A 14,466-nucleotide genomic window follows, 5' to 3' on the forward strand; every position below is an offset into this window, starting at 1 on the left:
CGCTGCCAACCCCGTTTGCGCGCGCCCCCTCGCTGAACGCTTTCCCGATACCGATTCCATGACCATCGATTACCTGCAAAAAATCCTGACAGCGCGCGTGTATGACGTCGCAGTGGAAACCCCGCTTGAATTTGCACCAACGCTGTCGCAGCGAATCGATAACCGGATTTATTTCAAGCGCGAAGACATGCAGAGCGTGTTCAGCTTCAAACTGCGCGGCGCCTATAACAAGATGGCCCATCTGCCGCCGGCGCAAATGAAGCGTGGCGTGATCTGCGCCTCGGCCGGCAATCATGCGCAAGGGGTGGCGTTGAGTGCGGCCCGCCTTGGCTGCCGGGCCGTCATCGTGATGCCGACCACCACGCCTCCCGTCAAGATCGATGCCGTCAAGGCGCGCGGCGGCGAAGTCGTCCTGTTTGGCGACTCCTACACCGATGCCTACAACCATGCCCTGACGCTCGAGAAGAAGCTCAAGCTGACGTTCGTGCATCCGTTTGACGACCCGGACGTGATCGCCGGGCAAGGCACCATCGGCATGGAGATCCTGCGCCAGCATGCCGGCCCGATCCACGCGATCTTTGTCGCCATCGGCGGCGGCGGACTGATTTCCGGCATCGCCTCGTATGTCAAGGCTGTCCGTCCGGACATCAAGATCATTGGCGTTCAAACCACCGACTCGGACGCGATGGCGCGCAGCATCAAGGCCGGCAAACGCGTGACCTTGCCGGATGTGGGCCTGTTCTCCGACGGCACCGCGGTGAAACTGGTCGGCGAGGAGACATTTCGACTGACGCGCCTGCTGGTCGACGAAATCATCCTGGTCGACACCGATGCGGTTTGCGCCGCCATCAAGGATGTGTTCCAGGACACCCGCAGCATTCTTGAACCGGCCGGGGCGCTGGCCGTGGCGGGCGCCAAGGCGTATGTGGAACGCTCCAACGCAACGCGCAAGCCGATCAAGGGCGCCACCCTGATTACGATCGCCTGCGGCGCCAACATGAACTTCGACCGCCTGCGCTTCGTCGCCGAGCGCGCCGAGGTGGGCGAAGCCCGTGAAGCCGTCTTCGCCGTGACGATGCCGGAGGAGCGCGGCAGCTTCCGGCGTTTCTGCGAACTGATCGGGCCGCGCAATGTCACCGAGTTCAATTACCGCATCAGCGACCAAAGCCAGGCGCACGTCTTCGTCGGCCTGCAAATCGCCAGCCGGGACGACTCGAGCAAGATCGCCACCCAATTCGGCAAGCACGGCTTTGCGACACTCGACCTGACGCATGACGAACTTGCCAAGCTGCATATTCGTCATCTGGTCGGTGGCAAGAGCGCACAGGCGCAGGATGAATTGCTGTATCGCTTCGAATTTCCGGAGCGCCCTGGCGCGTTGATGCGTTTTCTCGACAGCATGGCGCCGAACTGGAATATCAGCCTGTTTCATTACCGCAACCAGGGCGGCGATGTCGGGCGCATCCTGGTCGGCTTGCAGGTGCCGCGCAAGGAGATGAAGGCCTTCCGCGCATTCCTCGCGACGCTTGGGTATCGGCACTGGGACGAAAGCGCCAACCCTGCCTACAAACTTTTCCTGGGATGAGCGCCATGACACCGCCGCGTACACCGGATCAATCGCCGCTGGGCAAGCCGGCCCATTATCAGTCGCACTACGATGCCAGCCTGCTGTTCCCGATCGCCCGGCAGGAAAAGCGCCTGGAGCTGGGGTTGACCGGCACCTTGCCGTTTTTTGGCATCGACATCTGGAATGCGTATGAAGTGTCATGGCTCAATCTGCGCGGCAAACCCCAGATTGCGATTGCCACCCTGACGGTGCCGGCGGACTCGCCCAATATCATTGAGTCGAAATCGTTCAAGCTGTATTTGAACAGCTTCAATCAGACCCGACTGGCCGGCAGCGAGGCGCTGCTGGCGCTGCTGCGCTCCGACCTGTCGGACGGGTTCGGCGCGCCGGTGCAGATCAGCCTGATTCTGCCCGAGCAGTTTGGCGCGATGCGGTTCGTCGAGCTGGACGGCATGCTGCTCGATCGCCTCGATATCGAGGTCGACAGCTACGCGCCGGAACCGTCGCTGCTGCGCGCGGCGCACGACCAGCCGCCGGTCGAACAGACCCTGGTGTCACATTTGCTCAAATCGAATTGCCTTGTCACGGGTCAGCCGGACTGGGGCAGCGTGCAGATCCAGTACGTCGGCGCCGAGATCGAACAGGAAGGGCTGTTGCGCTACCTGATTGGATTTCGGGAGCACAACGAGTTTCATGAGCAATGCGTCGAACGCATTTTCATGGATATTCTGCGCCAGTGCCGACCACAGAAACTTGCCGTTTATGCACGCTATACTCGGCGTGGCGGACTTGATATCAACCCTTGGCGCAGCAACTTCAGTAGCGGGCAGCAGCCATCGCTGGCCCGTAACGCACGTCAATAGAAACACAGGATTTTGGCCAATGTTGGTTAGCCCAACATCTCTACTTGATGGTATGTTCGATTTCACCGATTCGTGATGGCGCAATGGCATTTCTCTTCAAAGCATCAGGATCGCGATTGCAATTCGACTTAACATCAGGCAATCATCGGGAGCGAAACGGGCATATAATTCGCTCGAATTCTCCGATTGTGCACTGCAACATATTTTTTTTTTGATATGACGAACCTGGCTAAAATCCTGTCGCTCGACAACGTTGTACTCGGACTCGAAGTCTCCAGCAAAAAGCGGGCATTCGAGCAGGCCGGTCTCATTTTCGAAAACAACTGTGGCATTGCGCGCTCGACGGTGTCGGAAAATCTGTTCGCGCGCGAGCGGCTCGGCTCGACCGGCCTCGGGCACGGCGTAGCGGTACCACACGGACGCATCAAAGGCCTGAAGGCGCCACTGGCCGCCTTTGTGCGACTGGCAGAGCCAATCCCGTTCGAGTCGCCGGACGCGCTGCCAGTGAACCTGCTGGTGTTCCTGCTGATTCCCGATCATGTCACCCAGCAGCACCTTGAGACGCTGTCGGAAATTGCCGAGATGTTTTCAGACGACGCGTTTCGCACGATCCTGACCAACGATCCGGACGCGCGCTCGGTGCATGCGCGCCTGGTCGCATGGCAGAGCAGCATGCACGACCTCGGCTGAGGCCCTCACCATGCCCACCTCGACACCACTGACGATTCAGCAAATCTACGATGAAAATCGAGAGACGCTGGAACTTGGCTGGTTCGCCGGCTTTTCCGGCGGCGAACGCCTGATTTCCGGGGACGCCGCGTCCGCTGCCGATCAGGTGGGCCATTTGAATCTGATCCACCCGGGACGCATTCAAGTCTTTGGTCATCAGGAAACCAATTATTACCAGCGGCTGTCGCAAGACTCGCGCCGCTATCAGACCGCCGAACTGGTTGCCGGCGAGCCCCCGGCGTTCATCATTGCGCAAGGTTTGACGACCCCGCCAGAAATTCTTGCGGTGTGCGACGAACGCCACATCCCGCTGTTTTCGACGCCATTGCCGGCCGCACAGGTGATCGATTATTTGCGGGTGTACCTGTCCAAGAAATTGGCTCAGCGCATTACCATGCATGGCGTGTTCATGGATGTGCTGGGCGTTGGCGTGCTCATTACCGGCGAATCCGGTCTGGGCAAAAGCGAACTTGGCCTTGAATTGATCTCCCGCAGTCACGGCCTGGTTGCCGACGACGCGGTGGAGTTTGCCCGCATTGCGCCGAACATGATCGAAGGTCGCTGCCCGACCCTGTTGCAGAATTTGCTGGAAGTCCGCGGCCTGGGTCTGCTCGATATCAAGACCATTTTTGGCGAGACCGCCGTACGCCGCAAAATGCGATTGAAGCTGATTGTTCATCTGGTTCGCCGCAGTACACTGGAAGAGAACTACGAGCGACTGCCGCTGAATGCCCAAAGTGAGGAAGTACTTGGCTTGCCAATCCGCAAAGTGGTCATTCCGGTGGAGGCGGGACGCAATCTTGCGGTGTTGCTGGAAGCGGCGGTACGCAACACCATCTTGCAGCTGCGCGGTATCGATACGCTCAAGGAGTTCATGGAGCGCCAGCAGAAAGCCATGAACAGCGACTGAAATTCGTGTCACCTGCCGTGCACAAGTTCGGAACTGCGATCCAAGTGACGGCAACCAATTCTGATTGGGGTGGTATTATTTCTTATGCGCATTATCCTCATTACAGGCATTTCCGGTTCCGGCAAGTCGGTCGGCCTTAACGCCCTCGAAGACGCTGGCTATTTCTGCGTCGACAATCTCCCGCCGACCCTGCTGCGCGCCCTGGTGGCGACACGCATGCAGGACAATGGCGAAAATCTGGCGGTCGCGGTCGACGCGCGCAGTGCCGATTCGCTCAGTGGCTTGCCGGAAGACATCGCAAGGCTCAAGGATGAGGGACACGACGTCAAGGTTCTGTTTTTGAGCGCAAAGACTGAATCGCTGATCGCCCGTTTTTCCGAAACGCGTCGCGCGCATCCCCTATCCCATCGCTTGCGCCCTGGTCAGACAGCCGATGACAGGCTGACACTGACCGAGTGCATCCTCAAGGAACGCGAAATGCTCGTGACCATTGAAGGCCTCGGTCACGTCATCGATACGTCGGGGCTGTCGGCCAATAAACTTCGGGCCTGGATCAAGGAACTGGTTGAATCCGAACGCACGCCGTTGACGCTACTGTTCGAGTCATTTGCCTACAAATTTGGCGTGCCGCTGGATGCCGACCTGGTGTTTGATGTCCGCGTCCTGCCCAACCCGCACTATGACATCGCCTTGCGCGCGCTGACCGGGCGCGATCAGCCGGTGATCGACTTTCTCGATGCGTTGCCCGAAGTTGCATCCTTGCAAAACGACATTCGCGACTTTGTCGAAAAATGGCTGCCCGCCTTCAAGAACGACAACCGCAGCTACCTGACAATTGCCATTGGCTGCACCGGCGGCCAGCATCGTTCGGTGTACATGGTCGAGCATCTTGCCCGCTATTTCCAGGACAAGGAACGCGTCGTCCTGCGCCATCGCGAATTGGCCTGACGTGACGACGCCCCCTGCCCAGATGGATCAGTGGCTGCCGCTGTTTCCGTTGCAAACAGTGCTGTTTCCCAACGGCGTGCTGCCGTTGCGCATCTTCGAAACCCGTTACATCGACATGGTGCGCGAATGCATGCGTAACGACCGGCCGTTCGGCGTCGTGGCGATTCGCACTGGTGCGGAAACCGGTCCGCCGGCCGAACCGGAGACCATCGGCTGCATGGCCCATATCATGCACTGGGACATGCAGGTCGGCGGCCTGCTTCAGATACGCACGGTCGGCGGAATGAAGTTCAGGATCCTGCAAACACGGACCCTGAAGGATGGACGGCTGGAAGCACAGATCATCCCTGTTGCCGACGATGTCGCCGCCGCCACGAGCAGCGCGCACGTCGCCTGCGCGACAGCGCTGCGACGCATTACCAATGACTTCGACGAACGGATTGGCGATGACGATGCGCTGGCTTATCCATTTGCCAAGCCGTTGCGCTTTGACGAGGTCGGTTGGGTGGCCAACCGCTGGAGCGAAATTTTGCCAATCCCACTGAAGGCGCGGCAGAAATTGCTGGAGCTGGTCGACCCGGGAAGCCGTTTGTCCATTATTTATACCTATTTGCAACAGCATCAGATATTGTAAGCAAACGTTTCATGTTGCACCAGGCTAACAAATCACCCTTACTGTTCAGATAGCTTGCTGCAACACAAGAACCTTTCACAGAATCTCCGCCACATTCGGGAAAATCAGTCTGCGCACGCCATGTGATTCGGCAGCGAGCTGCAACCTGTTCAATTTCGTCATTGCGATCCATGCAAGCCCAAACCATCCAGCGCCGCAAGAACTTGAGATCGGCACGCCGCATTCCAAAGATCTCCCCGATCAGCATCGCTTCGCTGCTGTTTCTTGCCACAATCTTTGCGTTTTTCGAGCAAGGTTTTGTCACAGCAATGGCCTTCCTGGTGGGCGCCAGCATGTTGACAATCTCGCTGCTGATTTTTTACATCATCTTTGCGTTACGCCTGAACACCCGATTCTTCGAACCGAGTCTGACCCTGGCGCAGATTACTGTCTCGGTGACCATCATGCTGACCGTGTTTTTTCTGGACCGTGCCGTCCAGTTGGCGCTCGGTCCGTTCTTGCTGGTTGCCTTTTCCTATGGCGTCTTTCGCTTGACGAAGACGGCGCAGAACGCGCTCGCGGCGGGCACCATGTTGACCTATCTGGCCATCGTGCTGGGACGTGGCTATCAGGACGATTTCAATGGAACCTTCCGACTCGACTTGCTGCTATGGGTCGTGATCGCGCTAACGCTGCCAATGACGATGACCGTCAGCGCGCAGATCCGGCAGCTTCGCAGCGCCTTGAAGAATACGCGCCAACAGTTGCTGCAGTTCGAAGAAAAAGCCATTCGGGATGAACTGACCGGTCTGTACAACCGACGCCAGTTGCAAACCGAACTCGATCTGGCGATTGCGCAAAGCAACGAGCACGACACGCCGTTCTGTCTTTGTCTCATTGACGTGGATCACTTCAAGGATATCAACGACAAGCATGGCCATCTGGCTGGTGACATGATCTTGCGCGAATTTTCCCGTGTCGCCCGCGAGAGCATCCGCGACAGCGATATCATCGGCCGCTACGGCGGCGATGAGTTCATGCAGATCCTGCCGGACACCGAACTCAAAGGCGCCGTCATGCATGCAGAGCGCCTGCGCGTGCATGCGCACTTCCTGGATCTGAAAAGCGTGCTGCCGCAAAAATCCATTTCCCTGTCGATTGGCGTGGCGCAGTATCGCCCTGGTGAAGAAGTCGCGGAGTTAATCGAACGTGCCGATGCGGCCCTGTATCGTGCCAAGGAACGCGGACGCAACCGGGTCGAATGGATCGATGGCGACTAACGCTGCGCGTCAAACAGCCCGTCAGTTTGAAACAGCGCCATCAGCAATTTCTTGACTGGCGCGGGCAGCGGCGCGTCACCCAGGCGATCGGTCGGATACCAGACGTAGGCGTTCTGTCCGACACTGTGCACTCGCGCAGACAAGTGCACGGCATAGGGCGAAATCTGCAACTTGAAATGGGTAAACGCGTGCGAAATCGTCAGCAGGCGCTCCCACGATCCCGCCGTGCCGAATGGCGCCACTGCATTGACGATGTCTTGCTCGAAGCGGCTGGCTTCGTCGGGGAGGTCATGGTCGATTGGCAGCAGCGACGCGCTTTCCGGCAGTGACAGCAAGCCGCCCCATATCCCCGAATCTGGCCGCTGCTCAAGTAACACTTGTCCCTTGTCGATGATCACCAACATTGCCGTTTGCCGCTGCGGCACGGCCTTCTTTGGCTTGCGCACCGGCAGCAGGTGCACGCGGTCGGTTGCCAAGGCAACGCAGCTCGATGCCAACGGGCAGCGCGCGCATGCTGGCTTGCTGCGCGTGCACAATGTCGCACCGAGATCCATCAATCCCTGCGTGTAGGCCTCAACGTCAGCGCCTGGCAACAATGCTTCGGCCAGTTGCCAAAGTCGGTCTTCCACCGGTTTGCTTCCTGCAAATTCGTCCACACCAAACACCCGGCTGAACACGCGCTTGACGTTGCCGTCCAGGATGGCTGCCCGAGTCCCGTAGGCAAATGCACTAATTGCCGCAGCGGTCGATCGCCCGATTCCGGGCAAGTCGGCCAGCAGTCGCGGGTCAGCCGGAAAGACGCCACCATATTCGTTCACGACCCGCTTCGCGCATTGGTGCAGATTGCGCGCGCGGGTGTAATAGCCGAGCCCGCTCCAGTGCGCCATGACGTCTTCCGATGGCGCTTCGGCGAGCGCGCCAACGGTTGGGAAGCGCGTCAGAAACCGCTGGTAGTAGCCAATCACCGCGGCGACCTGGGTCTGCTGGAGCATGACTTCCGAGAGCCAGATGCGGTAGGCGTCACGCGTGTTTTGCCACGGCAAGGTGTGCCGTCCGTGCGCCTTTTGCCAGCCGATGACGCTGACGGAGAATTCCGGATCCGGGTCAAGCACCTTCGCGGCACTGATGACACGCTTCATTCAGGCCGCAAACGCATACTCGGCAAGATCAGCCCGTACCGCGTCCTTCAACGATTGTTCGAGCGCCTGCAGTTGCGCAAACTGGCTCGACAATTCGGCTTCCATGACCTCAAAGGACGCGACTTTTTCTTCCAGGCTGTCGGTCGCCAAATGAATGCGCTCAACCGATTGCCGGCGTCGTTTCAGCTGCGACTTGTGTTCGCGAATCTGTCCTTCAAGCGGCACCATGACCACTTTCAGCCAAGCCTCGACGTCGCGATTTGCCTGCAAAAAGCTTTGCTTGACGCGCGAGGCAATGGAGTCGAAAAACTTCTGCATCAACACCGCAGTGTGCGTCGTCATGATCGCCGTGGTGCCGAACTGCCGCTGGTAGATGCCCTCGATCATGGCAATTTCCTTGACATACTTGTCGAGCGAGAATGGCATCGGCGTCGACAACGCAAGGCCATGCTCAGTAGAGAATTTGCGGTACATGACCGTCATCATGGCGGTGATTTCTTCGGTCTTGCGCGACGACAGTTGCAGGTTATTCTGGATCTGGGCAAAGAATCGCTTGGCGGCGTCGCGAAAGCCGGTCGAAAAGATACTGCTCTCCATGGCCAGTCGCGTCAGCCGGATATCTTCTTTCAGAATTCCCATGCCAAGGCTGGTAAATACATCCGTCGAAAGGCGTGCGAACACCGCTCGCGTGCCCTGCAGCTTGATCAGGCTGCTGTCGAATTCGCGTTTCTCCATGTCGATGCGCTTCATCATGTGGTCGATGATGGACTGGTTCTTTCCGCGCAGGCTTTTGAGTTCAAGCAACTGCTCAATGACGTTGCGTGTGCGTGATGACAATAGCGTTTTTTTCGATGCCGTCAGCTCCTGGATCTCCACATCGAGCTGCTCCCGGATGATGGTTTGCTTGGACGGAATAAGCTGGTTGGACAAGGCATTTTCAAGTTGCGGCAAACGGCTGCGGGCCAACAGGGCAGGATTCTGGTTGATCTTGCCGATCAGACCTTTCTGGGCCGACACCGGGAATACCTGATGTTCCTGCAAGCCAAGCGTTATCGCTGCACTGGTGACCTGCTGGCGAATTTGCTGTTCGATTTCATCGGGAGTGCGCAATTCGTCCCACATGCTGTCGATTTTGTTGAGCACCACCATGCGTCCGGTGCCTGTGCCAATGTGATCGCGCCAGATCTCGATATCGCTCTTCGTCACACCGGTATCGGCGGCCAGAATGAACAGCACCGCGTGGGCGTTCGGGATCAGGTTCAGCGTTAGTTCCGGCTCGGTACCGATGGCGTTGAGGCCTGGTGTGTCGATGATGATCAAGCCCTGCTTGAGCAATGGGTGCGGGAAATTGACAATGGCATGGCGCCATCTGGAAATTTCGACCATGCCGTCCTGATCAACAGCCAACGCGATATCGGGATCCATTTCGTCGTACAGGCCATAACGCTGGGCCTGCGCAATCGTGACGCGTTTGGTCAGGCTGACTTGCTTGAACGCCTCCAGCATGCCCTCGCCTGAAGCAATATTCAGTGGCAGCACGGTCCACACATGGCCTTGGTTTTTCAAGTCACTGGTCGATGGCGATTCGCCACGGGTTTCGATCGGCAGCAACCGGATCGACGGCGGAAAGGTTTCGTCGTACAACAGTTCGGTCGGGCACATCGTGGTGCGACCTGCTGATGAAGGCAGGATGCGCTGTCCGTATTCTGCAAAGAAAATCGCGTTGATCAGTTCCGATTTGCCGCGCGAAAATTCAGCGACGAAGGCGATTGTCAGTTTATCGCTGGTGAGACGGCCCATCATCTGCTCAATACGCTGTTCAGTGGCGGCATCCATCAACTCGGCGCGCTCGACATGCCGACGATAGCTCGCCAGCGCAGTCATTACGCCATTGCGCCAACTGCTGTATTCCTGAAATTTCTGGACCAGATTGCTCACGTGTTTCCCCTGAATGCCCGATATTGACTCGCTGTTTGCAAGTTGATCCTGAGACTGCTCAATGCTGGCACTGGACACAATAAAACGTCGAGCGTTGCCCCTGCTTGATCTGCCGAATCGTCTGCCCACACACACGACATGCTTCCCCCGCACGATCATAGACGAAGTAACTCTGCTGGAAATAGCCAGATTGTCCATTTGCGCCAACAAAATCCCGCAAAGTGCTGCCGCCCTGCTCAATTGCCGACAAAAGTGTCGCCTGAATCTCTGCGGCCAGGCGGACATAACGCGCCAGGCCGATGCGCCCGCCCGGTGTTTTCGGGTTAATGCGTGCACGAAACAGGCTTTCGGACGCATAAATATTGCCAACACCGACGACAACGTCGCCCGCCAGCAGGATTTGCTTGATTGCGGCGCTGCGTCCACGCGTTTGCGTGAAGAGGATGGAACCCAGCAAGGTGGCGTCAAGCGGCTCGACGCCTAAACCCCGCAGCAGCAGATGCTGCTCGACCGGTCCATCGTCAGCGGAATGCCACAGCACAGCGCCAAAACGGCGCGGATCAGTCATGCGCACCAGGTGCTCGCCAAGGACCAGATCGAAGTGATCATGCGTTTGTGGTGGCGTTGCCGTTGGCAACACGCGAAGGTGCCCGGACATGCCGAGATGCACAATCAAGGTGCCGTGATCGAATGCAATCAGCAGGTACTTCCCGCGCCGCCCGGTCGTGCGCACCGTGCGGCCGGTCAGCAGGCTGGCCAGTCCGGATGGAAATGGCCAGCGCAGACCGCTGCGCCGCAGCGTCACATCGGTAACCATCTTGCGTTCCAGATGCGGGGCGATACCCATGCGGGTAACTTCAACTTCAGGCAACTCGGGCATGTGTTACGCATCCTGATGAATAGGCGACTTCGGACCGGAAACCGGCATACTGTCCCGGCAGTTACGCGCAAACCGGACGGGTTCGGCGTAGAATGAAATTTCGTTTGAACCGCCAGGATCCACTCTTGAAAACCGTCATTCTCATTGTAACTCTCTCGGCACTGTTGTCGGCATGCACTGCCATGTCGCCAGTTGTCACCGCTGCCTATGCGGCGCCGAGCGACATCTCGCAAATCGCCCTGGCCAGCGATGACGACGACGAAACTGCAGCGGCAAAACAGGCGAATGCTGGTTTGCCATCGGTCGAGTTGAGCGAAGAATTGTTGTTCAAATTGCTGGCGGCCGAGATCGCATTCCAGCGCGGCGGCTGGCAGGCTGGCTACGTCAACATGCTGGCCGCCGCGCAGGAAACCCGTGACCCGCGCCTGGCACGACGCGCAGTTGAAATGGCAATCGCCGCCAAGCAAACGGATGAGGCCCTCGCTGCCACTCGTCTGTGGCGCGCACTCGCGCCGAAATCGGATGAAGCGACCCAGTATTACCTTGGCTTGATCCTGCTCGGCGATGACCTGTCCGAGGTGCAGGAGGTATTCGAGCAGCGCCTTCGCGATGTTCGACCACCGAGCCGCGGGATATTGCTGCTGCAAATTCAACGGCTGCTGTTGCGTGCGAAAGACAAGACTGCCGCATTCAAGGTGATGGAAGCCCTGGTGGAACCGTATTCCAGCCTGTCTGAAGCCCACATCGCGCTGGCACAGGCCGCCTTTGCAAACAACGACCTTGCACGCGCCCGCAGCGAAGCGGGTATTGCGATCCGGGCCAAACCGGATTCCGAGATCGCCGAACTGACATTGGCGCAGGTCATGTCCGACAAGAAGGAAGTGGCCCAGTCCCTGCAGGCATTTCTGGCCAGTTATCCGAAAAGCCGTGAGGTGCGCATCGCCTATGCGCGCCTGCTGATTGAAGAAAATCAATATGCCAAGGCCCGTGCCGAATTTGAAATTCTGCTCAAATCGCAACCCAAGGATCTGACCACGCTGTTCGCACTTGGCGTGCTCAGCACCCAGACCAATGACATGAAAGGCGCCGAGCAGTATTTGGGGACCTACCTGAAAGTGCTTGCCGCGCATCCCGAGGAAACCCGCGATCCGGCCCAGGCCTTGCTGCTGCTTGCGCAGATCGCCGAGGAACGCAAGGACACCGGCGCCGCACTGGACTACCTGAGCAGGATCGTCCCGGGCGAATCCTGGCTGGGAGCCCAGATCAAACGCGCCCAGCTGATTGCACGTAACGGCAATGTGCCGGCAGCGCAAAAAATTCTTGCCGGCCTGAGCGTCGACAGCGAGCCTGAAAAAATCCTGCTGATCCAGGCAGAAGCCCAGATCCTGCGCGACGCCAACATGCAGCAGCAAGCCGATCAGACGATTGAGGCAGGGTTGAAGCATTTCCCGGACAATACCGATCTGCTGTATGACTTTGCAATGGCTGCCGAAAAGGCAGACCGGCTCGATACCATGGAAACCGCACTGCGCAAGGTCATCAAATTGGCGCCGTCCAATCAGCACGCCTACAACGCGCTGGGCTACTCATTGGCGGAGCGCAATATCCGGCTGCCGGAAGCCGTCAAGCTGATCGAGCAGGCGCTGTCGCTGGCGCCGGAGGATCCGTTCATCATGGACAGCATGGGATGGGTGCAGTATCGCCTTGGCAAATTAAGCGAAGCCGAGGATCTGCTGCGCCGCGCCTATCAATTGCGTCCCGATGCTGAAATCGCCGTACATCTCGGAGAAGTACTGTGGGTACGCGGGCAGAAGGAAGACGCCCGGAAATTCTGGCGCGATGCGCGCACCAAGGACCCCAAGAACGACACGCTGAAAAATACCTTGACGCGACTTCAGGTGCCGCAGTGATCGCACGGCTGGCGCAAGCTGGCTTGTTGCTGTCGTGTCTGCTGACGGGATGTGCGAACCTGGCGCCGCTGTCGTCCGAGCGCCTGGCAAATCAGGCCGGCCAGACCGCGTTGTCCTCGATTGATCTTGGTGGCCGCCTGTCGGCGCGCTTTCAGGTCGACGGGAAGGACCAGGCCATTCATGGCAGCTTTACGTGGTCGCAACGCGGTGACCACACGTTTGTCACGTTACTGTCGCCGCTTGGCCAGACCCTGGCAACGATTGATATCGCGCCGGATCAGACTACCTTGATGCAGAGCGGGAAGGCGCCGCGCAGCGCGGTCAATCCGGATACCCTGGCAATGGATGCGCTCGGCTGGCCGTTACCACTGTCAGGCCTGCGCAACTGGCTGCAGGGACAGGTTGTCGACGCGGCCGGGCAGCGCACGAATGCCGACCCCAACAATCCGGCGCCGATACGTACCGGTGACGGCTGGCAGCTGCTGTATGCAAATTGGGATGCGACCGATCCGGCACTCCCGGTGCATCCCAAGCGCATCGACCTGACACGCACCACGCCACAGGCAGGCGAAGTCGCCATCAGAATCGTCATCGATAGCTGGCAGCCCGCCTGATGCGCCGGCTGCACGACTGCCCGGCCCCGGCCAAGCTGAATCTTTTCTTGCACGTCACCGGTCGTCGCGCCGATGGCTATCATCTGTTACAAACCGTCTTCCAGCTGATCGATCGCCAGGATGTGCTGCACTTCGATGTGCGCGACGACGGCATGATCCGGCGCACCTCCGAACTCGCCGGCGTGGCCCATGACAGCGATCTGGTGGTGCGCGCGGCGCACCTGCTGCAACAGGCAACCGGCAGCGCCCTGGGCGCCGACATCGCGCTCGAGAAGATACTGCCAATGGGCGGCGGACTGGGTGGTGGATCATCCGACGCCGCAACCACCCTGATGGCCCTGAACCATCTGTGGCAAACCGGCCTGAGCCGAACGCAGTTGATGGCGCTGGGCCTGCAACTGGGTGCGGATATCCCGTTCTTCCTGTTCGGCGCCAATGCCTTTGCCGAAGGGGTGGGCGAGCGTTTGATCGAAGTTCAGACGACCGATCAATGGTTCGTCATCATCGAACCCGGCGTGTCGATTCCCACGGCAGCAATATTCACATCTTCTGAATTGACAAGGGATACGAAACCCGTCAAACTGCTGGACTTTTCCGGGGCTCAGAAAAATTTCGGGAAAAATGATTTGCAAGCAGTGGCTGAACGCGCTTTTCCAGTCGTCGCCGAGGCCGTCAAATGGCTGGCGCAATATGGTGCGGCGAAAATGACAGGATCAGGCGCATGTGTATTTTGTTCTTTCGAATCGAAGGAACAGGCTGATGCGGTACTTGAAAAAGTGCCGCCACGCTGGAAAGCATGGACAGCCCGAACCTTGCATCGACATCCGATGGCCCGGTTGCAATAATCAACATCAAAAGTTTTTTTGGCGTTGCATGGAACGCGAAGCAGAGCGAAAATGCGGCGGCAAAACCAAAGTTGCGTAGGGGAATCGCCAAGCCGGTTAAGGCACTGGATTTTGATTCCAGCATTCGAAGGTTCGAATCCTTCTTCCCCTGCCATTAAATCTGTCATGTCCTACAACTACCAATGAGAAGGCCGCCAGCGCAAGACTGAAATGTCTGGCTCTGGCGGTTT

The 14,466-nt window shown here is 58.4% G+C and carries 14 protein-coding genes and 1 tRNA gene; 11 read left to right on the forward strand and 4 right to left on the reverse strand.

All coding sequences use genetic code 11. The features are described 5' to 3' along the window. Positions 1–58 precede the first annotated feature (58 nt). The 6 genes from ilvA (at position 59) to RCH09_RS04235 (ending at position 5,651) form a co-directional block, all read left to right on the forward strand. Positions 59–1,585 (forward strand): threonine ammonia-lyase, biosynthetic, encoded by a 1,527-nt coding sequence (gene ilvA, locus RCH09_RS04210; protein WP_326939794.1) that lies wholly within the window; start codon positions 59–61, stop codon positions 1,583–1,585. A 5-nt stretch (positions 1,586–1,590) separates the two neighbouring features. Beyond that, positions 1,591–2,430 (forward strand): NADPH-dependent 7-cyano-7-deazaguanine reductase QueF, encoded by an 840-nt coding sequence (gene queF, locus RCH09_RS04215; protein WP_326939795.1) that lies wholly within the window; start codon positions 1,591–1,593, stop codon positions 2,428–2,430. Positions 2,431–2,646: 216 nt separating this feature from the next. Continuing rightward, complete coding sequence (locus tag RCH09_RS04220) at positions 2,647–3,120, forward strand: PTS sugar transporter subunit IIA (RefSeq protein ID WP_326939796.1); 474 nt, start codon at positions 2,647–2,649, stop codon at positions 3,118–3,120. Between the two features lie 10 nt (positions 3,121–3,130). Continuing rightward, on the forward strand, positions 3,131–4,069 hold the full coding sequence (gene hprK, locus RCH09_RS04225; RefSeq protein ID WP_326939797.1) for an HPr(Ser) kinase/phosphatase: 939 nt from the start codon (positions 3,131–3,133) through the stop codon (positions 4,067–4,069). Positions 4,070–4,153: 84 nt separating this feature from the next. Further along, positions 4,154–5,017 carry an RNase adapter RapZ gene (gene rapZ / locus RCH09_RS04230; protein WP_326939798.1) on the forward strand — a complete coding sequence of 288 codons (864 nt, stop codon included), beginning with the start codon at positions 4,154–4,156 and terminating at the stop codon, positions 5,015–5,017. Position 5,018: 1 nt separating this feature from the next. After that, positions 5,019–5,651 carry an LON peptidase substrate-binding domain-containing protein gene (locus RCH09_RS04235; protein ID WP_326939799.1) on the forward strand — a complete coding sequence of 211 codons (633 nt, stop codon included), beginning with the start codon at positions 5,019–5,021 and terminating at the stop codon, positions 5,649–5,651. Here RCH09_RS04235 and RCH09_RS04240 read toward each other — a convergent pair. Next, positions 5,614–5,985 (reverse strand): hypothetical protein, encoded by a 372-nt coding sequence (locus RCH09_RS04240; protein ID WP_326939800.1) that lies wholly within the window; start codon positions 5,983–5,985, stop codon positions 5,614–5,616. The genes RCH09_RS04235 and RCH09_RS04240 overlap by 38 nt on opposite strands. Between RCH09_RS04240 and RCH09_RS04245 the strand changes: the two genes are divergently transcribed. Further along, the gene (locus tag RCH09_RS04245) at positions 5,984–6,910 is read left to right on the forward strand and encodes a GGDEF domain-containing protein (RefSeq protein ID WP_326939801.1); all 927 of its coding nucleotides are present in this window, start codon (positions 5,984–5,986) and stop codon (positions 6,908–6,910) included. The two genes, RCH09_RS04240 and RCH09_RS04245, sit on opposite strands and share 2 nt — an antisense overlap. Here RCH09_RS04245 and mutY read toward each other — a convergent pair. From mutY to mutM, 3 genes are read right to left on the reverse strand one after another with little or no spacing between them, the layout of a single operon-like run. Next, on the reverse strand, positions 6,907–8,049 hold the full coding sequence (mutY, locus tag RCH09_RS04250) for an A/G-specific adenine glycosylase (RefSeq protein WP_326939802.1): 1,143 nt from the start codon (positions 8,047–8,049) through the stop codon (positions 6,907–6,909). The two genes, RCH09_RS04245 and mutY, sit on opposite strands and share 4 nt — an antisense overlap. Beyond that, positions 8,050–9,987, reverse strand: coding sequence for a dynamin family protein (locus tag RCH09_RS04255; RefSeq protein ID WP_326939803.1), 1,938 nt, complete (start codon positions 9,985–9,987; stop codon positions 8,050–8,052). Between the two features lie 58 nt (positions 9,988–10,045). Further along, entirely contained in the window at positions 10,046–10,867 is an 822-nt protein-coding gene (mutM, locus tag RCH09_RS04260) for a bifunctional DNA-formamidopyrimidine glycosylase/DNA-(apurinic or apyrimidinic site) lyase (protein WP_326939804.1), read from the reverse strand. Between the two features lie 125 nt (positions 10,868–10,992). On the opposite strand from mutM, the gene RCH09_RS04265 reads away from it, so the two are divergent. The 4 genes from RCH09_RS04265 to RCH09_RS04280 all read left to right on the forward strand — a co-directional run bounded on the left by RCH09_RS04265 (position 10,993) and on the right by RCH09_RS04280 (position 14,390). Beyond that, positions 10,993–12,777 (forward strand): tetratricopeptide repeat protein, encoded by a 1,785-nt coding sequence (locus RCH09_RS04265; protein WP_326939805.1) that lies wholly within the window; start codon positions 10,993–10,995, stop codon positions 12,775–12,777. After that, a complete protein-coding gene (gene lolB / locus RCH09_RS04270) occupies positions 12,774–13,391 on the forward strand; it encodes a lipoprotein insertase outer membrane protein LolB (RefSeq protein ID WP_326939806.1) in 618 nt (205 codons plus the stop codon). Before RCH09_RS04265 ends, lolB begins: the two co-directional genes overlap by 4 nt. Further along, positions 13,391–14,236 (forward strand): 4-(cytidine 5'-diphospho)-2-C-methyl-D-erythritol kinase, encoded by an 846-nt coding sequence (gene ispE, locus RCH09_RS04275; protein WP_326939807.1) that lies wholly within the window; start codon positions 13,391–13,393, stop codon positions 14,234–14,236. The genes lolB and ispE overlap by 1 nt, the downstream gene beginning before the upstream one ends. Positions 14,237–14,313: 77 nt before the next feature. Beyond that, positions 14,314–14,390: transfer RNA gene (locus RCH09_RS04280), tRNA-Gln, on the forward strand. The last annotated feature ends 76 nt before the right edge of the window (positions 14,391–14,466 follow it).

The sequence above is a fragment of the Actimicrobium sp. GrIS 1.19 genome (assembly GCF_035984655.1).
Taxonomy (GTDB): Bacteria; Pseudomonadota; Gammaproteobacteria; order Burkholderiales; family Burkholderiaceae_D; genus Actimicrobium.

What these genes read in the sequence shown, in the direction of transcription:
- ilvA (WP_326939794.1), top strand. Translation starts at nt 59, where the DNA reads ATGACCATCGATTACCTGCAAAAAATCCTGACAGCGCGCGTGTATGAC.
- queF (WP_326939795.1), top strand. Translation starts at nt 1,591, where the DNA reads ATGACACCGCCGCGTACACCGGATCAATCGCCGCTGGGCAAGCCGGCC.
- RCH09_RS04220 (WP_326939796.1), top strand. Translation starts at nt 2,647, where the DNA reads ATGACGAACCTGGCTAAAATCCTGTCGCTCGACAACGTTGTACTCGGA.
- hprK (WP_326939797.1), top strand. Translation starts at nt 3,131, where the DNA reads ATGCCCACCTCGACACCACTGACGATTCAGCAAATCTACGATGAAAAT.
- rapZ (WP_326939798.1), top strand. Translation starts at nt 4,154, where the DNA reads ATGCGCATTATCCTCATTACAGGCATTTCCGGTTCCGGCAAGTCGGTC.
- RCH09_RS04245 (WP_326939801.1), top strand. Translation starts at nt 5,984, where the DNA reads ATGTTGACAATCTCGCTGCTGATTTTTTACATCATCTTTGCGTTACGC.
- RCH09_RS04240 (WP_326939800.1), bottom strand. Translation starts at nt 5,985, where the DNA reads ATGCTGGCGCCCACCAGGAAGGCCATTGCTGTGACAAAACCTTGCTCG.
- mutY (WP_326939802.1), bottom strand. Translation starts at nt 8,049, where the DNA reads ATGAAGCGTGTCATCAGTGCCGCGAAGGTGCTTGACCCGGATCCGGAA.
- mutM (WP_326939804.1), bottom strand. Translation starts at nt 10,867, where the DNA reads ATGCCCGAGTTGCCTGAAGTTGAAGTTACCCGCATGGGTATCGCCCCG.
- ispE (WP_326939807.1), top strand. Translation starts at nt 13,391, where the DNA reads ATGCGCCGGCTGCACGACTGCCCGGCCCCGGCCAAGCTGAATCTTTTC.